General features: G+C 72.3%; 22 protein-coding genes and 1 pseudogene. 14 read left to right on the top strand and 9 right to left on the bottom strand.

From position 1 onward, the window contains the following. Nucleotides 1–2: 2 nt before the first annotated feature. Nucleotides 3–1,052 carry a type III polyketide synthase gene (locus tag ABH937_RS02445; protein ID WP_370216988.1) on the bottom strand — a complete coding sequence of 350 codons (1,050 nt, stop codon included), beginning with the start codon at nucleotides 1,050–1,052 and terminating at the stop codon, nucleotides 3–5. 97 nt (nucleotides 1,053–1,149) lie between these two features. Between ABH937_RS02445 and ABH937_RS02440 the strand changes: the two genes are divergently transcribed. Then, nucleotides 1,150–1,701 carry an NUDIX domain-containing protein gene (locus ABH937_RS02440; RefSeq protein WP_280687203.1) on the top strand — a complete coding sequence of 184 codons (552 nt, stop codon included), beginning with the start codon at nucleotides 1,150–1,152 and terminating at the stop codon, nucleotides 1,699–1,701. Between the two features lie 52 nt (nucleotides 1,702–1,753). Here ABH937_RS02440 and ABH937_RS02435 read toward each other — a convergent pair whose 3' ends face one another. Then, nucleotides 1,754–4,177: a Tex family protein gene (locus tag ABH937_RS02435; RefSeq protein ID WP_370216987.1), complete on the bottom strand. Its 2,424-nt coding sequence runs from the start codon at nucleotides 4,175–4,177 to the stop codon at nucleotides 1,754–1,756. 70 nt (nucleotides 4,178–4,247) lie between these two features. Here ABH937_RS02435 and ABH937_RS02430 point away from each other — a divergent pair, with 70 nt between their 5' ends. Then, nucleotides 4,248–4,634, top strand: coding sequence for a PPOX class F420-dependent oxidoreductase (locus tag ABH937_RS02430; RefSeq protein ID WP_280687200.1), 387 nt, complete (start codon nucleotides 4,248–4,250; stop codon nucleotides 4,632–4,634). 161 nt (nucleotides 4,635–4,795) lie between these two features. On the opposite strand, the gene ABH937_RS02425 is transcribed toward ABH937_RS02430, so the two are convergent. Next, nucleotides 4,796–6,487, bottom strand: a complete 1,692-nt coding sequence (locus ABH937_RS02425; RefSeq protein WP_280687199.1) for an AMP-binding protein — start codon at nucleotides 6,485–6,487, stop codon at nucleotides 4,796–4,798. A 119-nt stretch (nucleotides 6,488–6,606) separates the two neighbouring features. Here ABH937_RS02425 and ABH937_RS02420 point away from each other — a divergent pair, with 119 nt between their 5' ends. Then, entirely contained in the window at nucleotides 6,607–7,497 is an 891-nt protein-coding gene (locus ABH937_RS02420; protein WP_280687198.1) for a hypothetical protein, read from the top strand. A gap of 87 nt (nucleotides 7,498–7,584) precedes the next feature. Further along, nucleotides 7,585–8,028, top strand: coding sequence for a hypothetical protein (locus tag ABH937_RS02415; RefSeq protein WP_280687197.1), 444 nt, complete (start codon nucleotides 7,585–7,587; stop codon nucleotides 8,026–8,028). On the opposite strand, the gene ABH937_RS02410 is transcribed toward ABH937_RS02415, so the two are convergent. Beyond that, on the bottom strand, nucleotides 7,998–8,822 hold the full coding sequence (locus tag ABH937_RS02410) for an SGNH/GDSL hydrolase family protein (protein ID WP_370216986.1): 825 nt from the start codon (nucleotides 8,820–8,822) through the stop codon (nucleotides 7,998–8,000). The genes ABH937_RS02415 and ABH937_RS02410 overlap by 31 nt on opposite strands. Before the next feature lie 103 nt (nucleotides 8,823–8,925). On the opposite strand from ABH937_RS02410, the gene ABH937_RS02405 reads away from it, so the two are divergent. Genes ABH937_RS02405 through ABH937_RS02395 form a run of 3 tightly spaced genes read left to right on the top strand, consistent with a single transcriptional unit; the run spans nucleotide 8,926 to nucleotide 11,606 of the window. Next, nucleotides 8,926–9,882, top strand: a complete 957-nt coding sequence (locus ABH937_RS02405; RefSeq protein ID WP_370216984.1) for an alpha/beta hydrolase — start codon at nucleotides 8,926–8,928, stop codon at nucleotides 9,880–9,882. A gap of 16 nt (nucleotides 9,883–9,898) precedes the next feature. Next, nucleotides 9,899–10,714: a helix-turn-helix transcriptional regulator gene (locus ABH937_RS02400; protein WP_370216983.1), complete on the top strand. Its 816-nt coding sequence runs from the start codon at nucleotides 9,899–9,901 to the stop codon at nucleotides 10,712–10,714. 4 nt (nucleotides 10,715–10,718) lie between these two features. Then, nucleotides 10,719–11,606 carry a MerR family transcriptional regulator gene (locus ABH937_RS02395; protein ID WP_370216982.1) on the top strand — a complete coding sequence of 296 codons (888 nt, stop codon included), beginning with the start codon at nucleotides 10,719–10,721 and terminating at the stop codon, nucleotides 11,604–11,606. Nucleotides 11,607–11,707: 101 nt separating this feature from the next. Here ABH937_RS02395 and ABH937_RS02390 read toward each other — a convergent pair. Then, a pseudogene (locus tag ABH937_RS02390) lies at nucleotides 11,708–12,058 on the bottom strand (winged helix-turn-helix transcriptional regulator); the annotation flags it as partial. Nucleotides 12,059–12,143: 85 nt separating this feature from the next. Here ABH937_RS02390 and ABH937_RS02385 point away from each other — a divergent pair. The 4 genes from ABH937_RS02385 to ABH937_RS02370 all read left to right on the top strand — a co-directional run bounded on the left by ABH937_RS02385 (nucleotide 12,144) and on the right by ABH937_RS02370 (nucleotide 16,933). Further along, nucleotides 12,144–13,355 (top strand): pyridoxal phosphate-dependent aminotransferase, encoded by a 1,212-nt coding sequence (locus tag ABH937_RS02385; protein WP_280687192.1) that lies wholly within the window; start codon nucleotides 12,144–12,146, stop codon nucleotides 13,353–13,355. A 160-nt stretch (nucleotides 13,356–13,515) separates the two neighbouring features. Continuing rightward, nucleotides 13,516–15,762 carry a germacradienol/geosmin synthase gene (locus ABH937_RS02380; RefSeq protein WP_370216980.1) on the top strand — a complete coding sequence of 749 codons (2,247 nt, stop codon included), beginning with the start codon at nucleotides 13,516–13,518 and terminating at the stop codon, nucleotides 15,760–15,762. 68 nt (nucleotides 15,763–15,830) lie between these two features. Then, complete coding sequence (locus ABH937_RS02375) at nucleotides 15,831–16,595, top strand: maleylpyruvate isomerase family mycothiol-dependent enzyme (protein ID WP_370216979.1); 765 nt, start codon at nucleotides 15,831–15,833, stop codon at nucleotides 16,593–16,595. A gap of 5 nt (nucleotides 16,596–16,600) precedes the next feature. Then, entirely contained in the window at nucleotides 16,601–16,933 is a 333-nt protein-coding gene (locus ABH937_RS02370) for a YnfA family protein (RefSeq protein ID WP_280687189.1), read from the top strand. On the opposite strand, the gene ABH937_RS02365 is transcribed toward ABH937_RS02370, so the two are convergent. Then, nucleotides 16,911–17,501: a TetR/AcrR family transcriptional regulator gene (locus ABH937_RS02365; RefSeq protein ID WP_370216978.1), complete on the bottom strand. Its 591-nt coding sequence runs from the start codon at nucleotides 17,499–17,501 to the stop codon at nucleotides 16,911–16,913. The genes ABH937_RS02370 and ABH937_RS02365 overlap by 23 nt on opposite strands. Before the next feature lie 73 nt (nucleotides 17,502–17,574). On the opposite strand from ABH937_RS02365, the gene ABH937_RS02360 reads away from it, so the two are divergent. Next, nucleotides 17,575–18,051, top strand: a complete 477-nt coding sequence (locus tag ABH937_RS02360) for a peroxiredoxin (RefSeq protein WP_280687187.1) — start codon at nucleotides 17,575–17,577, stop codon at nucleotides 18,049–18,051. 9 nt (nucleotides 18,052–18,060) lie between these two features. Here ABH937_RS02360 and ABH937_RS02355 read toward each other — a convergent pair whose 3' ends face one another. After that, on the bottom strand, nucleotides 18,061–18,705 hold the full coding sequence (locus tag ABH937_RS02355; RefSeq protein ID WP_370216976.1) for an MBL fold metallo-hydrolase: 645 nt from the start codon (nucleotides 18,703–18,705) through the stop codon (nucleotides 18,061–18,063). Then, nucleotides 18,705–19,793: an S-(hydroxymethyl)mycothiol dehydrogenase gene (locus ABH937_RS02350; RefSeq protein ID WP_370216975.1), complete on the bottom strand. Its 1,089-nt coding sequence runs from the start codon at nucleotides 19,791–19,793 to the stop codon at nucleotides 18,705–18,707. Before ABH937_RS02350 ends, ABH937_RS02355 begins: the two co-directional genes overlap by 1 nt. Nucleotides 19,794–20,308: 515 nt before the next feature. Here ABH937_RS02350 and ABH937_RS02345 point away from each other — a divergent pair. Further along, nucleotides 20,309–21,469: a multicopper oxidase domain-containing protein gene (locus tag ABH937_RS02345; RefSeq protein ID WP_370216974.1), complete on the top strand. Its 1,161-nt coding sequence runs from the start codon at nucleotides 20,309–20,311 to the stop codon at nucleotides 21,467–21,469. A gap of 22 nt (nucleotides 21,470–21,491) precedes the next feature. On the opposite strand, the gene ABH937_RS02340 is transcribed toward ABH937_RS02345, so the two are convergent. Continuing rightward, complete coding sequence (locus ABH937_RS02340; protein WP_370216972.1) at nucleotides 21,492–23,147, bottom strand: FAD-binding dehydrogenase; 1,656 nt, start codon at nucleotides 23,145–23,147, stop codon at nucleotides 21,492–21,494. Between the two features lie 368 nt (nucleotides 23,148–23,515). On the opposite strand from ABH937_RS02340, the gene ABH937_RS02335 reads away from it, so the two are divergent. After that, the gene (locus ABH937_RS02335) at nucleotides 23,516–24,442 is read left to right on the top strand and encodes an SGNH/GDSL hydrolase family protein (RefSeq protein WP_280687182.1); all 927 of its coding nucleotides are present in this window, start codon (nucleotides 23,516–23,518) and stop codon (nucleotides 24,440–24,442) included. Nucleotides 24,443–24,494 lie beyond the last annotated feature (52 nt).

Below are 24,494 nucleotides of genomic sequence, written 5' to 3'. Positions count from 1 at the left end.
GGTCACGCCTCGGTCCAGCTGCCCAGCGACATCTCCGCGGTGATGCCGGGCCCGAACCCCGCCAGGATGCCCCGGTGGTCGCCCACCGAGCTGCCCTCCGCGAAGAGCCGGCCGAGCGCGTCGAGGACCACGGCGCTGGCGATGTTGCCGTACTCGGTCAGCGTCGCGCGGCTGTGCCGGAACGCCTCGTCGGGCACCTCCAGGAACCGGCCGAGGTCGTCCAGGATCCGCGGGCCGCCGGCGTGCACGAGGTAGAAGTCGAGGTCGGAGACCTTCCACTGGTGCCGCTCGGCCAGCTCCGCGAGGGCCGGCGCGAGCGGCTCCATGGTGGCCGGGACCCGGCGGTCCAGCTGGAAGTGGAAACCCGTGGGGCGCACCGCGTAGGAGATCCAGTCCTCGGTGTCGGGGATCAGGTGCGAGCCGTTGCGCTCGAGCCGGATGCCGGTGCCGCCCTCGCCGCGCAGCACCACCGCCGCCACCGCGTCCCCGAAGAGGCCGTTGGAGAGCAACTGGCCCACCCCGAGGTCGGTCGGCTGGTAGCAGAGCGAGCAGAACTCGCAGGCCACCACCAGGGCGTTGGCGCCCGGGTAGGCGGTGCAGAAGTCGTGCGCGCGGTTGACGGCCGCGACGCCGGCCGCACAGCCGAGCTGCGCGATCGGCAACTGCCTGGTCTGCGGGCCGAATCCCATCGTGTTGATCAGCCAGGCGGTCAGCGAGGGCATGCTGAACCCGGTGCAGGAGACGAAGACGATCAGGTCGATCCGGTCCGCCGTCAACCCCGCGTGCTCCAGGGCCTGTTGGACCACCCGCGGCACCCGCCGCTTCGCCTCCTGGGTGAACAGCTCGTTGCGCCGGTCGAACCCGGGGTGCTCCAGCACCCGTTCGATCGGCTGGATCAGGTGGCGCTTGCGGACCCCGGTGCGGCTGATCAGCCGGAGCGCCAGCTCCAGGTCCGGGTGGCCGTGGTGCAACCGACGGGCGAGCGCCAGCGTGTCGTCCATCGTGATGACGTGTTCCGGGACCTCGGTCACCGGCCTGCAGAGCACTGCCACGAAGTCGGTTCTCCCGCGCCTGTCGCCTCGAGCTGATGTGTCGTCAGTACCTTGACACAGGCGCGACCGACCTCCGGGCGCCGACTACGATCACCCGATGACCGAAACCACCGATCTCGTGACCCCGCCCGAGGACCGATTTCCCGCGCTGTTCGCGCCGCAGCGCTGGGAGTGGGGCGGTATCGACGCCCAGTTCGCGCTCGATCTGCCGCCGGACGAGCTGATCACCAACATTCACCTGATCGGGTTCATCGGCGAGTCGGTCGTGCTCTGCCGGGACGTGCGGGGCCACTGGTTCCTGCCGGGCGGCACCCGGGAGGCGGGCGAGACGATCGGCGACTGCCTGGTCCGCGAGGTGCGCGAGGAGGCGGGGGCACAGGTGCTCGGCGAGCCGCGCTGGCTGGGCGCGCACCTGGCGGTGACGGACCGTCCCACGCCCTACAAGCCCTGGCAGCCGCACCCGCGCAAGGCCTGGCTCTGGGGCTGGGCCGAGGTGCTGCTGGACGGCGAGCCGACCAATCCGGCGGACGGCGAGCAGGTGGTGGAGGTGCGCGCGATGCCGGTGGCCGAGGCGGGCGGGCTGCTCTCGCGCGGACGTGAGCGGTGGTGGGCCGAACTGGTCGAACTGGCGGCGGCGCGGCGCGGCTGACGGGGCGTGGGGTGCGCGTCCCACGCCCGCCCCACGCCCCGTCAGCCCGTGCTCACTTGCCGAGCCCCGCCCGGCGCAGCGCGTCGGCCATCGCACTGTTGACCACCGGCGCGGGCTTGGCACCCCCGCCGCCACCCGCGCCACCGCGCCGGTCCTGGCGCGGCGGCCGGGGGCCGCGCTCGCGCTGGCCGCCACCCTCACGCTGGCCGGCCTCACGCTGCCCGCCCTCACGCGGGCCGGCGGCGGGCCGGGGAGCGGCCTCGTCGTCGAGCCGCAGGGTCAGCCCGATCCGCTTGCGCTGGACGTCGACCGAGACGACCTTGCAGGTCACCACGTCACCGGGCTTGACCACCTCGCGCGGGTCCTTGACGAACTTCGCCGACAGCGCCGAGACATGGACCAGGCCGTCCTGGTGCACGCCCACGTCGACGAAGGCCCCGAAGGCGGCGACGTTGGTCACCACGCCCTCCAGGACCATCCCCACCTCCAGGTCGCCGAGCTTGTCGACGCCCTCCTTGAAGGTCGCGGTCTTGAACGCCGGGCGCGGGTCGCGGCCCGGCTTGTCCAGCTCGCCCAGGATGTCGGTGACGGTCGGGATGCCGAAGGTCTCGTCGGCGAACTCGGACGGCCGCAGCGCGCGCAGCGCCGCCCCGTTGCCGACCAGCTCGCGCATCGTCCCGCCGGTCTTCGCCAGGATCTTCCGCACCACCGGATAGGCCTCGGGGTGGACCGCCGAGGCGTCCAACGGGTCGTCGCCGTCCGGGATCCGCAGGAAGCCCGCGCACTGCTCGAACGCCTTCGGGCCCAGCCGCGCCACGTCCTTGAGCGCCTTGCGGGTGCGGAACGGGCCGTTGTCGTCGCGGTGCGCCACGATGTTGTCGGCCAGCGTCGCGGTCACCCCGGAGACCCGGGTGAGCAGCGGGGCGGAGGCGGTGTTGACGTCCACCCCGACCGCGTTCACGCAGTCCTCGACCACCGCGTCCAGCGAGCGGGAGAGCTTCAACTCGCTGAGGTCGTGCTGATACTGGCCGACCCCGATCGACTTCGGGTCGATCTTGACCAGCTCGGCCAGCGGGTCCTGCAGCCGCCGGGCGATCGAGACCGCGCCGCGGATCGACACGTTGAGCTCGGGCAACTCCTGCGAGGCGAAGGCGGACGCGGAGTAGACCGAGGCCCCGGCCTCGGAGACCATCGCCTTGGTCAGCGTCAGCTCGGGGTGCCGCTTGATCAGGTCCTCGGCCAGCTTGTCGGTCTCCCGCGAGGCGGTGCCGTTGCCGATCGCGATCAGGTCGACGTGGTGCGCCTTGGCCAGCGCCGCCAGGGTGGCCAGCGCCGCGTCCCACTTGTTGGCGGGCTGGTGCGGGTAGATCGTGTCGTGCGCGACCACCTTGCCGGTGGCGTCCACCACGGCGACCTTGACGCCGGTGCGGAAACCCGGGTCCAGGCCCATGGTGGCCCGGGTGCCGGCGGGGGCCGCGAGCAGCAGGTCGCGCAGGTTGGCGGCGAAGACCTTGACCGCCTCGTCCTCGGCCTCCTGGCGCAGCCGGCCGCGCAGGTCCAGGCCCAGGCGGACCAGGATCCGGGTGCGCCAGGCCCAACGGACCGTGTCACCGAGCCACTTGTCGGCCGGGCGGCCGTGGTCGGCCACCCCGAAGCGGGCCGCGATCCGCTGCTCGTAGTCGCTGGCGCCCGGCAGGTCGCCCTCCGCCTCGCCGTCGAACGGCGACAGGTCGAGGTCGAGCACCTCCTCCTTCTCGCCGCGCAGCATGGCCAGGATCCGGTGCGAGGGCAGCTTGGTGAAGGGCTCGGCGAAGTCGAAGTAGTCGGCGAACTTGGCGCCCTCCTGCTCCCTGCCGTCGCGGACCTTGGCGACCAGCCGGCCGCGCCCCCACATCCGCTCGCGCAGCGTGCCGATCAGGTCGGCGTCCTCGGCGAACCGCTCCACCAGGATCGCCCGGGCGCCCTCCAACGCGGCCGGCGCGTCGGCGACCTGCTCGTTCACGAACCCGGCGGCGAGCGCGGCCGGGTCCCGCGCGGGGTCGGCGAGCAGCTGCTCGGCCAGCGGCTCCAGGCCCGCCTCGCGGGCGATCTGCGCCTTGGTGCGGCGCTTGGGCTTGAACGGGAGGTAGATGTCCTCCAGTCGGGCCTTGGAGTCGGCGGCCAGGATCTGCGCGCGCAGCGCGTCGTCCAGCTTGCCCTGCGCCCCGATCGACTCCAGCACCGCGGACCGGCGCTCCTCCAGCTCGCGCAGGTAGCGCAACCGCTCCTCCAGCGTGCGCAGCTGCGTGTCGTCCAGCTCGCCGGTGACCTCCTTGCGGTACCGGGCGATGAACGGCACGGTCGCCCCGCCGTCCAGCAGCTCGACGGCCGCCTTCACCTGCCCTTCCCGGACCCCGAGTTCCTCGGCGATCCGCCGCCCGACGGCCCGATCGGCTGCGGCTGCTGCCTGTGCTGACTGCTCGGCTGGCGTGGTCACGAAGCCGGTCACCTTCTCATGAGTTGCGTTGCGCGTACGCCCCGCATTCTGTCAGCTGTACAGTCCGGCCATGGATGACGCGCTGCTGGAGCAGCTGGGCCGGGGCAAGTACCTGCTGGTGACCTCGTACAAGAAGGACGGCACGGCGGTGCCCACCCCCGTCTGGGTGGTGCGCGACGGGGACGCGCTGGGGGTGTGGACGCCCGCCGACTCCTGGAAGGTCAAGCGGATCCGCCGCAACCCGAAGGTCCTGGTCGGCCCGTGCGACGTGCGCGGCCGGGCGACGGGCGAGTCGGTGCCCGCCACCGCCGAACTGCTGGACGCCGCCGGGACCGCCCGCTACCGCCCCCTGCTGGGCCGCAAGTACGGACTGATCGGCCGGCTCACGATGCTGGGCAGCCGGCTGCGCCGAGGGCTTGAGGGGACGGTCGGGATCCGGATCACGCTCAACCCCTAGGGCCTGTACGGCGGATCTTTTCGGATGAGCCCACGGCGTTGGGCGCCCGGCTGGGCGTGCCGGCGGATCGTCCTCGTACTGGGTCGTACTTGGATGATTCGCCGGTGGGTCCAGGCGGGATGTCCGGCGTCGCGCGCCCGGCACGATCCGTAAGAGAGGCCCTAAGCCCTGAGCTCCGGGAACTGGTCGTCGCGCCACTCCTGCCCGCCGCCGAGCCCGTCGGCCTCGCGGGTGCGCAGCTCGACCCGGCGGATCTTGCCGGAGATGGTCTTCGGCAGCTCGAAGAACTCCAGCCGCCGCACCCGCAGGTAGGGCGCCAGGTGCTCGCGGGCGTGCCGCAGGATCGCCAGCGCGGTCTCCCGGTCCGGGGCCCAGCCGGGGGCCAGCGCCACGTAGGCCTTGGGCACGGCGAGCCGGGTCGGGTCGGGCGCCGGGACCACCGCGGCCTCCGCCACCGCCGGGTGCTCGATCAGCACGCTCTCCAGCTCGAACGGCGAGATCTTGTAGTCCGAGGCCTTGAAGACGTCGTCGGTGCGGCCGATGTAGGTGATGTACCCGTCGGCGTCCCGGCTCGCCACGTCCCCGGTGTGGTAGTAACCGCCCGCCATCACCTGACTGTTGCGCTCCGGGTCGGCCAGGTAACCGGTCATCAGGTTGACCGGGCGCCGGGTCAGGTCCAGGCAGATCTCGCCCTCCTCGGCCGGCTCGCCGCTGACCGGATCGACCAGCACCACCGGCACCCCGGGCAGCGGGCGGCCCATCGAGCCGGGCTTGACCGGCGCGCCGGGCGTGTTGCCGACCAGCAGTGTGGTCTCGGTCTGCCCGAAGCCGTCCCGGATGGTCAGCCCCCAGTGCCGCTCGATCTGCGCGATCACCTCGGGGTTGAGCGGCTCGCCGGCCGCGATCAGCTCGCGCAGCGCGCCGGGGCCGCTGGACAGGTCGGCCTGGATCAGCATCCGCCACACGGTCGGCGGAGCGCAGAAGGTGGTGACCCGCGCCCGCTGCAGCTGCTCGAGCAGCCGGGCGGCGTCGAACCGGGTGTAGTTGTGGACGAAGATCGTCGCCTCCGCGATCCACGGCGCGAAGAAGCAGCTCCAGGCATGCTTGGCCCAGCCGGGCGAGCTGATGTTGAGGTGGACGTCGCCCGGGCGCAGGCCGGCCCAGTACATCGTGGTCAGGTGGCCGACCGGGTAGGAGACCTGGGTGTGCTCGACCATCTTGGGGCGGCTGGTGGTGCCGGAGGTGAAGTAGACCAGCAGCGGGTCGGTGGGCGCGGTGGTGGCGGTGAACGGGGCCGGGTCGGCGAGCTCGTACGCGTCCTCGAAGGGCGTCCAGCCCTCGACCGGGCCGCCGACCACGATCCGGCCGAAACCGGTCCCGCTCCCGCTCCCGCCCCCGGTGAACTTCGCCGTGTCGCCCACGTTCGCCACCACGTGCCTGGCTCCGCCGCGCTCGATCCGGTCGGCCAGGTCGGCGGGGCCGAGCGCGGTGGTGGTCGGCATGATCACCGCACCGAGCTTCAGCACCGCGAGCATCGCCTCCCACAACTCGACCTGGTTGCCGAGCATCAGCAGCACCCGGTCCCCCGCCGCCACGCCGAGCCCGGCCAGGTGGTGGGCCACCTGGTCGGAGCGGCGGGCCAGTTCGGCGAAGGTGTACTTCGCCTCCCGGCCGTCCTCCTCGACGATCCACAGCGCGGTGCGGTCGTTGCCCCGGGCGATCACGTCGAACCAGTCGACCGCCCAGTTGAAGCGGCCCTCGATGACGGGCCAGGCGAAGTCACCTGCACCGTCCTGACGGAGCAGCAGGTCACGCGCGGCGCGGTAGCTCTCGGTGGCGGTCGGGCTGGTCACGGCGGCTCCTCGGTAGCGGGCTGCGGCCGATCATAGGGCTCCGTCAGGTTCCCGTCTTGGCGTGTATACGTCGAGTTCGTGGACTTTCGGGGACCTCGCCACGCCCCCACCATCTGGGCATGAGACTCAGCCCGAAGCACGGCCTCCTTCGTGGACTCACCGCCGGCGGTGCGGTCCTCGCCCTCGCCCTCCTCCCCGCGGTCAGCGCCTCGGCGCACCCGGGCGCACCCGCCCCGCAGGCGCGGCACGGCGCCTACGCGGCCACCGCGGCCCACCACTCCGCGCCGACCAGGCGGCCGCCCGCCAGCCAGGTGCAGTACAACGGCGGCGCGGTGCAGCACAACCCCGTGGTCTACCTGGACTTCTGGGGCAGCCAGTGGGACAGCGACACCAACGGCGTGCAGCAGTACATGGCCAACCTCTTCCAGGGGCTGGGCACCAGCCAGGACCACTGGTCGACCATCACCTCCCAGTACCCGGACTCCAGCGGCTCCGGACCGACCTTCACCGGCCCGGTCTACGGCGGCAGTTGGGTCGACGACAGCAGCCCGGCGCCGGGCTCCTCGCAGCAGCAGGACATCGCCGACGAGGCCGACAACGCCGCCTCCCACTTCGGGGTGGCCGGCAACCCCGACGCCCAGATCGTGGTGATGAGCCCCAGCGGCACCTCCCCCGACGGCTGGCCCGGCTCCGGCTTCTGCGCCTGGCACGACTACACGGGCAGCGTCTCGTACACCAACATGCCCTACCAGCTGGACGCCCCCGCCGGCAGCCGCTGCCCGAACAACCTGCTCGGCAACAAGCTCTCCGCCTTCAGCATCGTCGAAGGCCACGAGTACGCCGAGTCGATGTCCGACCCGCAGCCCGCGGGCGGCTGGCTGACCGCCTCCGGCGAGGAGATCGGCGACCTGTGCGAGAGCAACTTCCAGAACGTGACGCTGCCCACCGGCACCTTCGCGATGCAGCCGCTGTGGAGCAACCGGGCCGGCGCCTGCGTGATCAGCGGCTGACGCGGCATCAGGAGGTGGCACAGGCACGAGGACGACACGCTCGGCGAGGTCCGCGTCGGCGCGGTGCTGCTGTCGGATCCTTGAGCCATGACACCCAACCCGGCCCTGGCCGATCTGCGCTTCCTCGTCGGTGACTGGGACATGGCGCTGTCCGGCGCGGAGTTCCTGCCCGACTCGGAGAGCACCATGCACGGATCGGTCGTCTTCGAGTGGATCGAGGACGGCGCCGCTCTGGTGATCCGCCAGGGCGGCGCGGCCACCTGGATCATCGGCCGGGACGACTCCGGCCAGGACTACCAGGTGCTGTACGCCGACAACCGCGGCGTGTCCCGGGTGTACGGGATGAGCCTCACCGACTCCGTCTGGCGCCTGTGGCGCCGGACGCCGGAGTTCTCCCAGCGCTACCACGGCGAGATCAGTGCCGACCGGGCAGTGATCACCGGGCGGTGGGAGAAGTCGGTGGACGGCGGCACCACCTGGGACCACGACTTCGACCTGCGCTACAGCCGGACCTCCCCGTCCAGGTCCTGAGCGCGGAAGGGCAGCAGCTCGGGGCGCTTGGGCGGGCGGCCGTCCCCCGAGGAGCGGCCGGTCAGCCGCCGGCCCAACCAGGGCAGCACGTGGATCCGCAGCCAGCGCAGGTCGCCACGGAGCTTCGCCCAGCCGCCCGGCGGCGCGGCGGGCGGCAGCGGCGCCCGCCAGTCGAACGCCGCCGGACGCCCGAGCGCCTGGCAGACCGCCTCGGCGACCCGCCGATGGCCCTCCGGCGACAGGTGCAGCCGGTCCTCGGCCCAGAGCCGGCGGTCGTCGAAGCAGGCGGCCGAGAAGAGGTCGACGACGGCGACCCGCGGGTGGGCGCCGAGTTCCTCGACGAAGGCCTTCAGCTGCCGGATGGCCGGCAACAGCCGGGCGCCGCCCGCCATCCGCCGGGTCGGGTCGGTGCTGGTGAAGAGCACCACGGTGGCGCCGGTGGCCAGCAGCCGCTCGACCGCCTCGCCCAGCCGCGCCTGCACCACGGCGATGTCGCAGCCCGGGCGGAGCACGTCGTTCAGCCCGCCGGCCAGCGTGACCAGCTGGGCGCCCGACGCCACGGCCTGCTCCAACTGCTCATCGACGATCTGCCCGATCAACTTGCCGCGCACCGCGAGGTTGGCATACCGGAAGTCGGCCCCGTCGACTTCCGAGGCGAGCGCGGCGGCGAGCCGGTCGGCCCAGCCCCGGTAGTGCCCGTCCGGGCCCAGGTCGTCACACATGCCCTCGGTGAAGGAGTCACCGAGGGCGAGGTAGCTGCTGAAGGGCGCGGGCGCGGTGGTGGTCTGGTCCATGGCGCACCCGATGTTACTCGCGGGTCGGGCGGTGGCGCCTGTGACGCGGATCACCGAAAAAGGGTGACAGGATGTTGTCGCGAAGGGCTGCGAGGGTCGGGGCATGACGATCACCGGAGTGAACACCCTGACGCTCATCGACGAGGACTGTCTCGCCGAGACCCTGGCCTTCAACAAGGAGTTCGAGACCGCCGCCGCGAACCGCCCGGCACGCACCGCCGCCCCGGACGCGGCCACGCTGGCCGCCGTCCGGCGCAACCGGCTCGGCGGCGACACACCGCCGCTGCGGCTGCCGCAGGGCCGCGACCGCATCGTCGCGGATGGGGTGACGGTGCGGACCTTCGTGCCGGACCGGGTCGATGGCGTCCACCTTCACATCCACGGCGGCGGCTGGGCGTTCGGCTCCGCCGACGGCCAGGACGAGCGGCTCTGGCAGCTCGCCGAGCAGGCGCACCTCGCGGTGGTCAGCGTCGAATACCGCCTCGCGCCCGAACACCCGTTCCCCGCAGGCCCCGACGACTGCGAGGCCGCGGCAATGTGGCTGGTGGCCAACGCGCGTGCCGAGTTCGGCACCGACCGCCTGCTGATCGGCGGCGAGTCGGCCGGTGCCCACCTGAGCGTGCTGACCCTGCTGCGGCTGCGCGACCGGCACGGCGTCACCGGCGCGTTCCGGGCGGCCCACCTGACCTTCGGTCCGTTCGACCTCTCGATGACCCCGAGCCAGCGACTCTTCGGCTCACGACGGCTGTTGAGCAACACCGACACCATGCGGGCCAGCCGTGCACTGTTCGTCCCGGAGATGACCGAGGAGCAGCGCCGCGACCCCGAGGTCTCCCCGCTCTTCGCGGACCTGACCGGCCTGCCGCCTGCCCGGATGGTCGTCGGCACCGAGGACCCGCTGCTGGACGACTCGCTCTTCATGGCCGCCCGCTGGCAGTTGGCGGGTGCACCGGCGCAACTCGACGTCGTCGCCGGCGCGATGCACGGCTTCACCCTGTTCCCGCTGACCATCACCGAGCGCGAACTGCGCCGCCAGCGGGACTTCCTGGCCGCCGCGTGACGGTAGCGTCGACGCCATGAACCGCACTGCCCGCCTCTACGGCCTGGTGGAGGAGTTGCGCGCGGCAGCGCCGCGACCGCGCACGGTCGCGGCGCTCGCCGCCCGCTTCGAGGTGAGTGAGCGCACGCTCCAGCGCGACCTGCAGACCCTGATGGAGACCGGCGTCCCGGTGCGGACCATCACCGGACGGGGCGGCGGCTGGTCGATCGACCCGGACCTGACCCTGCCCCCGATCGGGTTCACTCCTGACGAGGCCTCAGCCCTGACCGCCGCCCTCGCCGCGGCCGACGCCCGCGCCCCGTACGCCGCCGCGGCCCGCACGGCCGCGCAGAAGATCGCGGCCGCCCTGACCGGCCCCGCCTCGGCAGCGGCCCGCGACCTCGCGGCCCGGATCGTCACCCTGCCCATCCGCACCGACGCCGCCGTCCGCACCGCCGTCGAACAATCCCTGACCTCGCGGACGGTGCTGCGCCTGCGCTACCTCGACGCGGCCGGACACGAATCCGACCGCGAGGTCGAACCCGCCGGCCTGCTCACCACCGACGGCCACTGGTACCTCATCGCCTGGTGCCGCACCCGACAGGCCGGCCGCGGCTTCCGCCTGGACCGGATCACCACCGCCACCCCCACCGACGCCCCGGCCCGCCCCCACGACCTGGCCACCCTCCTGCACGGCTCCGCCGCCACGGGCGCGATCCGGCCGGACACGCTGAGCGCACTCACGGCGCCCGCTCGGGCAACAGGCATCCCGCCTGGACGCGCTGTGCGCGGGGCGGACGGTGGGCAGCACGGTGGCACGACGGAGGTCAAAAGTCACAAGTTCGTACGATGAAGGTATGACGATGGATCAGCCACGGGTCTTCAGCATCGGCATGCTCGCCGAAGCCGCGGGCGTCAGCGTCAAGACGGTGCGGTACTACTCCGACCAGGGGCTGCTCCCGGACACCGTCGAGCGCAGCGCGGGCGGCCACCGCCGGTACGGCGCCGACGCGCTGGAGGTGCTGCGCACGCTGCGCGGGATGCGCGCGCTCGGGCTGCCGCTGCCGCTGGCGGGGGCGGTGGTGCGCACGGAACTGACGCTCGATCAGGCGCTCGCCGAGCAGCGCGAGGAGGTGGCGCGCGAGCTGACCCGGCTGCGCTGGCGCGCGGCGGCACTGGCGGCCGCCGAGACCTCCGAGCACCTGCTGCTGCTCGGCGACGCGCTCCAGGAGGGGCCGGCCCGTGACAGCTTCGCCACCTTCTGGCGCCGGGTGCTGCCGCTGCGGATCCCCGCCTCGCTGCGCACCGCGATCGTCGACGCCGCGCTGCCCGAACTGCCCGCCGACCCGACCCCGCGCCAGGCGCTCGCCTACGCCGAGCTGCGGGCGCTGACCGTCGACCGGGCCCGCGCCGCCGAGGCGCGCTACCTCGAACACTCCGGCTGCGACGCCACCATGGTCTACCAGGGCGTCGGCGAGGCCTACACGCTCGCCGCCGCCGAGATCGCCCGGGGCGCCACCCCGGCGGTCGGTGAGGCGGTGGACGCCTTCGTCTCCGTCTTCGCCCGCGCGGAACGGAAAGTCGACAACACCGACTTCCGACGGGAGTTGGCCGCACGCCGCTCGGGCCCGGAGGTCATGGTCCGCTACTGGTCCCTGTCGAGCCTGCTCGACCCGCGCCCCAACATGGGCGCGGCGCACGAGTGGATCACGGCCGGCCTCTGCGGCTGGGCCGCTCAGCTGTAGCCGGCACAGCCGGCACTCGGGGCCGTCCGAGCTTCCCTCTCGAACGGCCCCGAGCATCCTTCGGCGCCTCAGGGCGCCAGTTCGAGGGGCGCACCCGTCACCCAGTGCCCGCGCACCGCGTCGGTCGGCCGCTGCGGGCCGAGCGCCGGCAGCCCCCAGGCGCCCAGCGCGTCGATGACGGCACGCAGGTCGGTGCCGCGCTCGGTCAGCTGGTACACCGTCGCGTTGGCCGGCCGTTCCAGCTTGCGGCGCTCGACCAGCTCCTCCGCCTCCAGCTGCTTGAGCCGGGTGGCCAGGATGTCCGTGCTGACGCCGGGCAGGTCGGCGTGCAGGTCCGTGTACCGGCGCGGCCCGCCGAGCAGCTCACGGACGATCAGGAGGCTCCAGCGCTCCCCGACCGCGTCCAGGGCGCGGGCGACGGCGCAGTACTGGTCGTAGCTTCGGCGTGACATGCCATCAGCATAGCCAAAAGGTTGGACTTTCCAAGTGCCTACTTGGTAGAACAAAGCAACCAGATGGTGAAGCCGGGAGGCAGCAGTGGAGTTTCGGCAGTCCAGCAAGCTCGCGGGCGTGTGTTACGAGATCCGCGGCCCCGTGGTCGACCAGGCCAACGCCCTGGAGGAGGCCGGGCACAGCGTGCTGCGGCTCAACACGGGCAATCCGGCACCGTTCGGCTTCGAGGCACCCGAGGAGATCCTCCAGGACATCATCCGCAACCTGCCGAACGCACACGGCTACAGCGACTCGCGCGGGATCCTGCCGGCCCGCCGCGCGGTGGTGCAGTACTACCAGCAGCGCGGGGTGACCGGGGTGGACGTCAACGACGTCTTCCTCGGCAACGGCGCCTCCGAGCTGATCCAGATGGCCGTGCAGGCCCTGGTGGACGACGGCGACGAGGTGCTCGTGCCGGCCCCCGACTTCCCGCTCTGGACGGCCGTGGTGCGGCTGGCCGGCGGCAAGGCGGTGCACTACCTCTGCGACGAGGAGGCCGACTGGTACCCGGACCTCGACGACATCGCCGCCAAGATCACCTCGCGGACCAAGGCGATCGTGGTGATCAACCCCAACAACCCGACCGGCGCGGTCTATCCGAAGGAGTTGCTCACCGGGATCCTCGACCTGGCCCGCCGGCACGGCCTGATGGTCCTCGCCGACGAGATCTACGACAAGATCCTCTACGACGGCGTCGAGCACCACTGCCTGGCCGCGCTCGCCGACGACGTCCTCACCCTCACCTTCAACGGGCTCTCCAAGGCCTACCGGGTGGCCGGCTTCCGCAGCGGCTGGCTGGTGGTCTCCGGGCCCAAGCAGCACGCCAGGGACTACCTGGAGGGGCTGACCATGCTGGCCGGCATGCGGCTGTGCCCCAACGTGCCGGCCCAGTACGCGGTGCAGGCCGCGCTCGGCGGCCACCAGTCGATCGCCGACCTGACCCTGCCGAACGGGCGGCTCACCGAGCAGCGCGACGTCACCTGGCGGGCCCTCAACGAGCTGCCGGGGGTGAGCTGCGTCAAGCCCAAGGGCGCGCTGTACGCCTTCGCCAAGCTGGACCCGGCGGTGCACAGGATCAAGGACGACGAACGCTTCGTGCTCGACCTGCTGCTCCGCGAGAAGATCCACATCGTCCAGGGCACCGGCTTCAACTGGCCCCGCCCGGACCACTTCCGCTTCGTCACGCTGCCCCGGGCCGACGACCTGGAGACGGCGATCAGCCGGATCGGCCGCTTCCTCACCACCTACCGCCAGTAACGTTTCTGCGCCACCGAACTGCCGGTTCTTCACCCGAAAGACCAAGGTACGAACCGGAACCCGCGCCTGCCCCGCACTGCCGTACGCGTCTTACGGGCCGTCGATCCGCCACTGACACTGGGGAAGATCGACAGCCCGACGTTCCCGGTGGGGGGATCCCATGGCACAGCCCTTCGAACTACCCGACTTCTACTTGCCGCATCCGGCCACCCTCAACCCGCACCTGGAGCCCGCCCGCGAGCACACCCGCAGCTGGGCGCGCGAGATGGGCATGCTGGAGGGCAGCGGCATCTGGGAGCTCCAGGACCTGGAGGACCACGACTACGCGCTGCTCTGCGCCTACACCCACCCCGACTGCGACAGCGCCACGCTCGACCTGGTCACCGACTGGTACGTCTGGGTCTTCTTCTTCGACGACCACTTCCTGGAGATCTTCAAGCGCACCCTGGACCGCAGTGGCGGCCAGGCCTACCTCGACCGGCTGCCGCTCTTCATGCCGATGGACCTTACGGACGGCTTCCCCGAGCCGACCAATCCGGTCGAGGCGGGCCTGGCCGACCTGTGGGCGCGCACCGTGCCGCACATGTCGCCGGACTGGCGGGCCCGGTTCCGGGAGAGCACCGAGCACCTGCTGAACGAGTCGATCTGGGAGCTCTCCAACATCGACAAGGGTCGGGTGGCCAACCCGGTCGAGTACATCGAGATGCGCCGCAAGGTCGGCGGCGCGCCCTGGTCGGCCGGCCTGGTCGAGTTCGCGGCCAAGGCCGAGATCCCGGCCCGGGTGGCCGGCAGCCGGCCGCTGCGCGTGCTGCGCGACACCTTCTCGGACGGCGTGCACCTGCGCAACGACCTCTTCTCGTACCAGCGCGAGGTGGGCGAGGAGGGCGAACTGAGCAACGGCGTGCTGGTCCTGGAGACCTTCCTCGACTACAGCACCCAGCAGGCCGCCGACGCGGTCAACGAGCTGCTGACCAGCCGGCTGCACCAGTTCGAGAACACCTTCTTCACCGAACTGCCGCCGCTCTTCGCCGAACACGGCCTGGCTCCCGACGAGATCGCCCGGGTGCTCGCCTACGCCAAGGGCCTTCAGGACTGGCAGTCCGGCGGCCACGAGTGGCACATGCGCAGCAGCCGCTACATGAACGACCATGCCAACCAGCGCGGTTCGGCCTTCTCGCTGGTGCCGGTGGGCCTGGGCACCTCGGCCGCCGAGATCGGCCGGTTCCTCGACCCGGCGGCGCTGCGCAGCTTCACCCACGTGCCCTACCAGGACGTGCCGCCGTTCCAGGTCCCCGAGATGTACCTGCCGTTCGAGCCCGGGCTGAGCCCGCACCTGGCGGCCGCGCGGCGCAACTCCACCGCCTGGGCGCGGGAGATGGGCTACCTGGACGTGATCCCGGGCGTGGTCGACTCCGGGGTCTGGGACGACCACAAGATCGTCGCCGTCGACCTGGCGCTCTGCTCGGCCGGCCTGGATCCGGACGCCACCCCGGAGGAGCTGGACCTCTCCGCCGAGTGGCTGGTCTGGGGCACCTACGGGGACGACTGGTTCCCGCTCGGCTACGGCCACCCCGCCGACGTGCAGGGCGCCCGGGCCTGCGTCGACCGCCTCGCGCAGTTCCTGACCAGCTCCCCCGCCGAGCCGATGCCGACGCCGGTCACCGCCCTGGAGCGTGGCCTGGCAGACCTCTGGCCGCGCACCGCCGACCCGATGCCGCCGGCTGCCCGCGAGGCCTTCCGCAAGGCGGTCGGCGACATGCTGGACAGCTGGGTCTGGGAGATCGCCAACGTCGCCGAGCACCGCATCCCCGACCCGGTCGACTACATCGAGATGCGCCGCCACACCTTCGGCTCCGACCTGACCATGAGCCTGGCCCGGTTCGCCAACCAGCGCACGCTGCCCGACGCGGTGTTCCGCTCGGGCACCATCGAGGCCGTGGAGCACGCGGCCGCCGACTACGCCTGCCTGATCAACGACCTCTTCTCCTACCGCAAGGAGATCCAGTACGAGGGTGAGATCCACAATGCCGTCCTGGTGGTGCAGAACTTCCTCAACTGCGATCTGCCGCACGCCCTGCGCGTGGTCTCCGACCTGCAGACCTCCCGGATGCGGCAGTTCGAGCACCTGACCGCCCACGAGCTGCCCCAGCTCTGCGAGGACCACCGGCTCGACGCCGCCCAGCGCGCCGAACTCGAGGACTACGTCCAGGACCTGCGCAACTGGATGAGCGGGATCTACGTCTGGCACCGGGACGTGGGCCGCTACCGGGACTCCGAGCAGGAGTACCAGCCCGCCGCGCACCACCAGCGGCTGGCCGCGGCGGCGGCCGGCCCGGTCACCGCCTTCCGGGTGCCCGCCCCCAGCGGCCTCGGCACCTCGGCCGCCCGGGTCGCGGCACTCGGCTGACCCGCGCCCCGCCACCGCCGGGTGCTCCGCAGAACCGACCGGAGCACCCGGCTGGGTAGGCTCCCTCCATGAGCTCCCTCGACCACCGCGCGCTCGTCGCCGAGCAGACCGCCAGGTTCGTGACCCTCACCAAGGGCGCCGACCTGACCACCCCCGTCCCCAGCTGCCCGGGCTGGACCCTGCTCGACCTGATCCGGCACACCGGCAGCGTGCAGCGCTGGTTCTCGGTGCTGCTGCGCCAGCAGATCCAGCAGCGGCCGACCAGCCGCGACGTCGAACTCGCGCTGCCCGCCGAGGAGGACGGCTACCGCGACTGGCTGGCCGCGAGTGCCACCGTGGCCGCCGAGGCGTTCGCGACCGTCGAGTCCGACGCCCCGATGTGGGCCTGGGGCGCCGACCAGCACGCCCGCTTCTGGGCCCGCCGGATGCTCTGCGAGACCCTGGTGCACCGGGTCGACGCCGAACTCGCGCTGGGCCTGCGGCCGGAGATCGACCCGGCGCTGGCCGCGGACGCCGTCGCGGAGTTCCTGGTCAACCTGCCGTTCGCGGTCGGCTTCGCCCCCAAGACGGCCCAGCTGCGCGGCACCGGCGAGACGATCCGCTTCACCCGCACCGACGGCGAGGGCGACTGGACGGTCCGGCTGGACCCGGAGGGCTTCGGCCTGACCCCGAACGACGCGGACGGCGACACCCCGGCGGACGCCACCGTCCAGGGCAGCGCCGCCGACCTGCTGCTCCTGCTCTACGGCCGCCTCGACCGGACGGCCCCCGGCCTCGAGGTCCACGGCGACCAGGAGCTGCTGGCCCGCTGGTTCGCGAACTCGGAGTTCTGACCCTCGTGACCACGCTCCGCTCCGCCGCCCTGTTCGCGCTGGCCGCCGTCGCCGAGATCGGCGGCTGCTGGCTGATCTGGCAGAGCATGCGGGAGTCCCGGCCCTGGTGGCTGGCCGGGATCGGGGTGGTGGCGCTGGGCGGGTACGGCTTCGTCGCCGCACTGCAGCCGGACAGCCACTTCGGGCGGGTACTGGCCGCGTACGGCGGGGTGTTCGTGGCCGGCTCGCTGCTCTGGGGCGTGCTGGTGGACGGCTTCCGGCCGACCCGCTACGACCTGCTCGGCGCGGTGATCTGCCTGGTCGGCGTGGGCGTGATCATGGCCGGGCCGCGCCGCTGACCGCGCCGGCCGGGCCCAGGCCCACCAGCTCCGCCACCGCGTCCGCCAGCTGGGCGACGACCGCCGCCGGGTCACCGAGCGCGGCGCCCACCATCGCACCGTCGCGCAGCAGTACCAGCAGGTCGGCCCGGCGCTCCGGTTCGGGCACCCCGACGGCGGCGAGCAACTCCCCGAGCAGCGTGCGCAGCCAGGCCCGGTGCTCGGCTATCGCCCGGGTGACGGGGTGCCCGGCATCGGGGTACTCGGCGGCGGCGTTGATGAACGGGCAGCCGCGGAAGCCGGGGCCGCACATCTCCTGCCCGAGCCGGGTGACCAGCATGGTGAGCGCCTGAACCGGCGTCAGGGCGGCGAGCGCGGCCCCGGCCTCGCTGCGGATCCGGGCGTCCCACTCCTGGATGTAGGCGCGGACCAGCTCCTCCTTGCCGGGGAAGTGCCGGTAGAAGGTGGCCCGGGTGACGCCGGCCTCGGTGACGATCCGGTCCACGCCGACCGCGCGGATCCCCTCGGCGTAGAACAGCCGGGTGGCGGTGTCGAGGACCCGCTGGCGGGCGGCGGAAGGTGTACTCACGCCACTGACCGTACTACGATCGCCACGGGAGAACGAACGTTCTGTCCACCTTCGCGAGCGCAAAGGAACCCCCATGGCCAAGTCCCCCGAGATCGGCGCCCCCGCACCCGACTTCACCCTCCCCGGGCTGCTCCTCACGGACGACGCCGCCGAGCGCCGCGACTACCGCCTCGCCGAGGCCGCGGGCGGCCCGCTCGTCCTCGCCTTCTACCCGGGCGACAACACCGCCGTCTGCACCAAGCAGCTCTGCTCGTACACCTCGGACCTGGACCGCTTCAAGGACCTCGGCGCCACGGTCTGGGGCATCAGCCCGCAGGACCTGGACAGCCACGAGTCCTTCGCCCGCCGCCACGACCTGCGCTTCCCGCTGCTCGCCGACACGGACCGTACCGTCGCCAAGGCCTTCGGGATCGCCGTCCCCGGGCTCGGGCTGCGCCGCTCGGTCTTCATCCTCGACGGCGACGGTACGGTCCGCTGGCGCCACATCGCGCTGGCCGGCCTCACGTTCCAGAACAGCGACACGCTGGCCGAGCAGCTGGCCGCGCTCTGAGCGACGACCTCAGTGCCCCCGGGCGATCCACTCCTCCAGGTGCGGGGCCTCGTCGCCGATCGTGGTGGTCGGGCCGTGGCCGGTGTGGACCACCGTCTCCGGCGGCAGCGTCAGCAGCCGCTCCCGGATCGACCTGATGATGGTCGGGAAGTCGGAGAACGAGCGCCCGGTCGCCCCGGGGCCGCCCTGGAAGAGCGTGTCGCCGGTGAACACCGCGTCCAGCGCGGGCGCGTAGACGCTCACGCCGCCGGGGCTGTGCCCGGGGGTGTGCCGGATGTGCAGGTAGAGGCCGCCGACCGTGATCCGCTGACCGTCCGTCAGCTCCTCGTCCGGGTGGTCGCCGGGGTGGGCCTGCTTCCACAGCGGCAGGTCGTCCGGGTGCAGCAGGATCGGCGCGCCGGTGATCTCCGCCAGCTCCGGCGCGGCGTTCACGTGGTCGTTGTGCGCGTGGGTGCAGATGATCGCCAGCACCCGCCGGTCGCCGACCTTCTCGGCGATCGCGGCGGCGTCGTGCGCGGGGTCGATCACCACGGCGTCCCGGTCGTTGGCGATGATCCAGACGTTGTTCTCCACCTCCCAGCTGCCGCCGTCCAGTTCGAAGGTGCCGGCGGTGACGAGGTGCTCGATCTCGGGTTCGGGGGGCGGCATGTGCATCAGAACACCACCACCGAGCGCAGCACGTCGCCGCCCTGCATCCGGGCGAAGGCCTGCTCGACCTCGTCCAGCGCGATCGTCTCGGTGACGAAGGCGTCCAGGTCCAGCCGGCCCTGGAGGTAGAGGTCGATCAGCATCGGGAAGTCCCGCGACGGCAGGCAGTCCCCGTACCAGGAGGACTTCAGCGCGCCGCCCCGGCCGAAGACGTCGAGCAGCGGCAGCTCCAGCGTCATCTCCGGCGTCGGCACGCCGACCAGCACCACGGTGCCGGCCAGGTCCCGGGCGTAGAACGCCTGCTTGTAGGTCTCGGGGCGGCCGACCGCCTCGATCACCACGTCCGCGCCGTGACCGTCGGTCAGCGCGCGCACCGCCTCGACCACGTCGACGCCGCCCGAGGCGTCCACCACGTGGGTGGCACCCAGGCCGCTGGCCCGGTCCAGCTTGCGCCGGTCCAGGTCGACCGCGATGATCTTCGCCGCGCCGGCCAGCCGGGCACCCAGCACCGCCGCGTTGCCGACCCCGCCGCAGCCGATCACCGCGACGCTGTCGCCACGGCTCACCCCGCCGGTGTTGATCGCCGCGCCCAGGCCCGCCATCACCCCGCAGCCCAGCAGTCCGGCCGCGGCGGGCGAGGCCGCCGGGTCGACCTTGGTGCACTGCCCGGCGGCGACCAGCGTCTTCTCGGCGAAGGCGCCGATGCCCAGCGCGGGCGACAGCTCGGTGCCGTCCAGCAGCGTCATCTTCTGCTTCGCGTTGTGGGTGGCGAAGCAGTAATGCGGCCGGCCGCGCCGGCAGGCCCGGCACTGGCCGCAGACGGCGCGCCAGTTGAGGATCACGAAGTCGCCGGGCGCCACCTCGGTCACCCCGGCGCCCACGCTCTCCACCACGCCGGCGGCCTCGTGCCCGAGCAGGAACGGGAACTCGTCGTTGATCCCGCCCTCCCGGTAGTGCAGGTCGGTGTGGCAGACCCCGCAGGCCTGCACCTTGACCACCGCCTCCCCAGGTCCGGGATCGGGTACGACGATCGTCGCCACCTCGACCGCTTCGCCCTTACCTCGGGCGATGACGCCCCTGACCTGCTGTGACATCCGGTCTACCCTTTCGCAGCGCAGCCGAGGAGCCGAACGACCCCTCGGGAGAGCATTCTCTCCCGAGGGGCCACCCGCGACGCCCATCCGTCAGTCGGCGCCGAGCCGCGTGGGGCCTGCCGGCCCCGGGTTCTCCTGCTTCATGGACGGCCGCCCGCCCGAAGTGCTCCGTCAGGGCCTTACACCGTCTCCACAGGCTGCCACCGAGCCGGGGGTTATCCACCGAGGTATCCGATGACCGGGACTTTGCCATCCTCGGCTGTCCGGCGCCGGGACCAGCGGTGAACGGATGCCGGCGAACCGGTTTCTTTCACTGGTCTTCCGTACCGGAAACCCTTCCTGACGATCCGTCAGATCACTGAGAGGGAACTCAGAGCATCTCCCGCAAATCTTCACATGACGCTGACCTGCGGCGCACCTGACGTATACCGCTCAACCCCGATAGAACGCTTGACCGGGTCCCTTCACTCCTCTTGACTCCCCATCACCACTGCTCACCGAAGAAAGGCACCCTCATGCCCACAGACTCCGAGCGCCCAGGCTCCGGGCGCCCAGGCTCCGAGCTTCCCGACGCGAGCCGCCGCGGCGCGATCCGCACCCTGCTGGCCGGCAGCGCCGTGGCGGCGATGGCCGGCTCCGCCGCGCTGGGCGCCTCGGCCGCCGCCCAGGCCGCCCCGAGCACCCCCGGCGCCGACCCGTTCGCCCTGGAGCAGCTGCCACCGGGGCAGGTCCGCGAGTACTGGATCCAGGCCGAGTCCTTCGAGCACAACGCCGTCCCCAACGGCTACGACGGCATGATGGGCACGCACTTCACCGCCGCCCAGACCACCTTCTGGGCGCTCGGCTACCGCGCCTACACCGCCAACTGGGGCGCCCCGCTGCCGGCCGACACCAGCCCGCACGGGATCGGCGAGAACAGCGGCCTGCCGGGCCCGGTGCTGCGCGCGCAGGTCGGCGACACCCTGGTGGTGCACTTCCGCAACAACGACGAGCACTACAAGTGGCCGCACAGCATGCACCCGCACGGCGTGCGCTACGACCGCGACAGCGACGGCGGCTGGCTGGCCGACGTGCCGGACCTGCCGGGCACCGCCGTGCCGTTCGGCGCCAGCTACACCTACACCTGGCAGGCGCTGCCCAGCTCGGTGGGCACCTGGCCGTACCACGACCACTCGGTGCCGCAGACCATCCCGGCCGCCGGCGCCGCGGCCGCGCCGCACCAGGGCATGGCGATGGGCGGGGCCGGGGTGATGGAGATCGGCGCGGAACTGGGCCTGCTCGGCATCATCGCGATAACGGACAAGCACACCCCGCCGGTGGACCGGGAGTTCATCCTCTGCATGCACGACGTGTACCAGGCCGACGTGCCGTCGATCTCCCAGGACATCGACATGTTCAACGCCGGCGCCTACCTGGACAACACCCCGACCTTCACCGCCAAGCGCGGCGAGCGGGTGCGCTGGCGGATCGTGGCGCTCGGCAAGGAGTTCCACGTCTTCCACCTGCACGGCCACCGCTGGCTGCGCAACGGCGGCTACGTGGACTCCGAGCTGATCGGCCCCGCGACCAGCCTGACGGTGGAGTACACCGAGGACAACCCGGGCGACTGGATCTACCACTGCCACGTGACCGACCACATGATGGGCGGCATGGTCGGGCGCTACCGGGTCTCCTGACGGCCGCTGACGAGCGCTCAGATCAGGCGGTGGCCGCCGCCACCGCCCGACCGGCCGTTCGCCCGCTGAACAGGCAGCCGCCGAGGAAGGTCCCCTCCAGCGAGCGGTAGCCGTGCACCCCGCCACCGCCGAACCCGGCCACCTCGCCGGCCGCGTAGACGCCGTCCAGCACCGAACCGTCGGCCCGCAGCACCCGGGCGGACAGGTCGGTCTCCAGCCCGCCGAGCGACTTGCGGGTGAGCACGTGCAGCCGCACCGCGATCAGCGGACCCGCCTTCGGGTCCAGCAGGCGGTGCGGAGTTGCGGTGCGGACCAGCTTGTCGCCCAGGTAGCGGCGGGCGCCGTGGATCGCGGTCACCTGGAGGTCCTTGCTGAAGGGGTTGGCGATCTCGCGGTCGCGCGCCTCGATCTCCCGGCGCAGCGCGGCCTCGTCGATGAGGTCCTCGCCCGTCCTGCCGTTCATCTGGCGCACCAGGTCGTCGAGCCGGTCGGCGACCACGAAGTCCGACCCGTACCGCTTGAACGCCTCCACCGGACCTGGCGCGCCCGGCAGCGCGCGCCCGAGCACCTGGCGCAGGCTGCGGCCCGTCAGGTCCGGGTTCTGCTCGGAGCCGGAGAGCGCGAACTCCTTCTCGATGATCTTCTGGGTGAGCACGAACCAGGTGTGCTCGTACCCGGTGCCCATGATGTGCTCCAGGGTGCCCAGCGTGTCGAAGCCGGGGAAGAGCGGGACGGGCAGCCGGTTGCCGCGGGCGTCGAGCCAGAGCGAGGAGGGCCCGGGCAGGATCCGGATGCCGTGCTTGGCCCAGATCGGGTTCCAGTTCTCGATGCCCTCGGTGTAGTGCCACATCCGGTCGCCGTTGATCAGGTGGCCGCCGGCCGCGCCCGCCACCTGCTGCATCAGGCCGTCGACATGCGCGGGCACCCCGCTGAGCAGGCGCGCGGGCGGGGTGCCGAGCCGGGCCGGCCAGGCCTTGCGGACCAGTTCGTGGTTGCCGCCGATACCGCCGGAGGCGATGATCACCGCCTGTGCGCGCAGCTCGAAGGCCCCGGCCACCTCGCGCGAGCTGGCCACCCCGCGCTCCACCGTGCTGGGCACCAGCAGCTCGCCGCGCACCGTGTCGGTCACGCCCGCGGTCGCGGCCAGCTCGGTGACCCGGTGCCGGAACAGCGTGCGGACCAGGCCCTTGGCGACCCCTGCCCGCACCCGGCGGGCGAACGGCTCGACCAGCCCTGGCCCGGTGCCCCAGGTGATGTGGAAGCGGGGCACCGAGTTGCCGGGCCCGCTGGCCAGCAGTCCGCCGCGCTCGGCCCAGCCGACCACCGGGAAGAACCGCACCCCCTGCGCGTGCAGCCAGGCCCGCTTCTCGCCGGCGGCGAAGTCCAGGTAGGCCTTGGCCCACTGGCGCGGCCAGTGGTCCTCGGGCCGGTCGAAGCCGGCCGTGCCGAGCCAGTCCTGCCAGGCGAGTTCATAGGAGTCGCGGATCCGCATCCGCCGCTGCTCGGGCGAGTCCACCAGGAAGAGGCCGCCGAAGGACCAGTGCGCCTGCCCGCCGAGCGAGCCGGCCGGCTCCTGGTCGAGCAGGATCACCGTGCGGCCCGCGTCGGCGAGTTCGGCGGTCGCGGCCAGGCCCGCCAGGCCGGCTCCGATCACGATGACGTCGGCGTCCAGTGCCATCTGCGGGCTCCTCCAGACTCGGGGTTCAGCGCGGACGGACCTGGGGTCCGTCTGCGGGACCCCCGATCCTGCGGCCTGCGTGCCGGTGCGTCAACCACGGGCCGCAGCGCCGCGGTTCCGGCGTCCGTGGCGGTGTCCGTGGCGGTGTCCGTGGCGGTCTCTCCGGTGGCGGTGGTGGAATTCCGGCATTTCGAATTTCGCTCCACGATGACGCGAAATTAACCCGGGAAATGGCCTCGGTGAATTCGGTGGCGCATTCGGTAGACGCCTACGAAACCTGGCGGTAACTTACCTGGCAGTAGCAACCGCGGCAGTGCGCACACCCCCACCCCCACCCACCCTCAGTTTCTCTCCCCCAGGAGGAACCCGTGCTCAGCCCTGCCCGAAAACTCTTCGGCGGCCTGGCCCTGGCGGCCACCCTGATCGGACTGTCCGCGAACTCCGCCGGCGCCGACACCAGTGCCTACAACTCCTATGTCGCACTCGGCGATTCGTACGCGGCCGGGGCCGGCGTGCCCGGCCAGTCGGCCGGCCTCTGCCTGCGTTCGGACCACAACTACGGCCACCTGGTGGCCGCCGCCCTGGGCACCGGCTCGTACACCGACGTGACCTGCTCGGCCGCCAAGATCAAGGACATCACCGGCAGCCAGTACGACGCCTTCATCAAGGTCAACGACCCGCAGTTGAACGCCCTCTCGCCCGGCACCGAGCTGGTGACCCTCGGCATCGGCGGCAACGACCTGGGCACCTCGGACCTGGGCATCGCCGACGTGATCGCCACCTGCATCGGCGGTGCGGTGGTCAACCCGGCCGGCACCCCGTGCAAGGACGTCTACGAGCACGGCCACTGGGCCTGGGACTGGAGCTCGGCGAGCTTCACCTGGCAGTACGGCGAGGACACCCTGGTCGACCGGATCAACGGCGCCGCGCCGCAGCTGGCGAGCGTGCTGCAGCAGATCCACGCCAAGGCCCCCGGTGCCAAGGTGCTGCTGGTCGGCTACCCGTCGGTGCTGCCGGCCGACGCCTCGACCTGCGCGGGCCGCCAGCCGGTCACCGTCGGCGACGTGGCCTACCTGCACGGCATCCTGGACCAGGTGAACACCATGCTGGCCGACACGGCCGCCGCCAACGGCGCCACCTACGTGGACACCGCGACCCCGACCACGGGGCACGACGTCTGCTCCGACGACCGGTGGGTCGAGGGTGCGCTGCCCGGCTCGCCCGCCGTCCCGTTCCACCCGAACGCGACCGGCGAGCAGGCGATGGCGAACGCGGTTCTGGCCGCGCTTCGCTGACGTAGCGTCAGATCACCGAGCAGCGGTGGGGGTGGACCGGATTCCGGTCCAC

The sequence above is a fragment of the Kitasatospora sp. GAS1066B genome (assembly GCF_041262605.1).
Lineage (GTDB): Bacteria > Actinomycetota > Actinomycetes > Streptomycetales > Streptomycetaceae > Kitasatospora.
This window is presented reverse-complemented; position numbering and strand designations above follow the sequence as displayed.

What these genes read in the sequence shown, in the direction of transcription:
- ABH937_RS02415 (WP_280687197.1), top strand. Translation starts at nt 7,585, where the DNA reads ATGACACCCAACCCGGCCCTGGCCGATCTGCGCTTCCTCGTCGGTGAC.
- ABH937_RS02440 (WP_280687203.1), top strand. Translation starts at nt 1,150, where the DNA reads ATGACCGAAACCACCGATCTCGTGACCCCGCCCGAGGACCGATTTCCC.
- ABH937_RS02420 (WP_280687198.1), top strand. Translation starts at nt 6,607, where the DNA reads ATGAGACTCAGCCCGAAGCACGGCCTCCTTCGTGGACTCACCGCCGGC.
- ABH937_RS02355 (WP_370216976.1), bottom strand. Translation starts at nt 18,705, where the DNA reads ATGCACATGCCGCCCCCCGAACCCGAGATCGAGCACCTCGTCACCGCC.
- ABH937_RS02405 (WP_370216984.1), top strand. Translation starts at nt 8,926, where the DNA reads ATGACGATCACCGGAGTGAACACCCTGACGCTCATCGACGAGGACTGT.
- ABH937_RS02400 (WP_370216983.1), top strand. Translation starts at nt 9,899, where the DNA reads ATGAACCGCACTGCCCGCCTCTACGGCCTGGTGGAGGAGTTGCGCGCG.
- ABH937_RS02395 (WP_370216982.1), top strand. Translation starts at nt 10,719, where the DNA reads ATGACGATGGATCAGCCACGGGTCTTCAGCATCGGCATGCTCGCCGAA.
- ABH937_RS02350 (WP_370216975.1), bottom strand. Translation starts at nt 19,793, where the DNA reads ATGTCACAGCAGGTCAGGGGCGTCATCGCCCGAGGTAAGGGCGAAGCG.
- ABH937_RS02380 (WP_370216980.1), top strand. Translation starts at nt 13,516, where the DNA reads ATGGCACAGCCCTTCGAACTACCCGACTTCTACTTGCCGCATCCGGCC.
- ABH937_RS02360 (WP_280687187.1), top strand. Translation starts at nt 17,575, where the DNA reads ATGGCCAAGTCCCCCGAGATCGGCGCCCCCGCACCCGACTTCACCCTC.
- ABH937_RS02375 (WP_370216979.1), top strand. Translation starts at nt 15,831, where the DNA reads ATGAGCTCCCTCGACCACCGCGCGCTCGTCGCCGAGCAGACCGCCAGG.
- ABH937_RS02430 (WP_280687200.1), top strand. Translation starts at nt 4,248, where the DNA reads ATGGATGACGCGCTGCTGGAGCAGCTGGGCCGGGGCAAGTACCTGCTG.
- ABH937_RS02410 (WP_370216986.1), bottom strand. Translation starts at nt 8,822, where the DNA reads ATGGACCAGACCACCACCGCGCCCGCGCCCTTCAGCAGCTACCTCGCC.
- ABH937_RS02340 (WP_370216972.1), bottom strand. Translation starts at nt 23,147, where the DNA reads ATGGCACTGGACGCCGACGTCATCGTGATCGGAGCCGGCCTGGCGGGC.
- ABH937_RS02345 (WP_370216974.1), top strand. Translation starts at nt 20,309, where the DNA reads ATGCCCACAGACTCCGAGCGCCCAGGCTCCGGGCGCCCAGGCTCCGAG.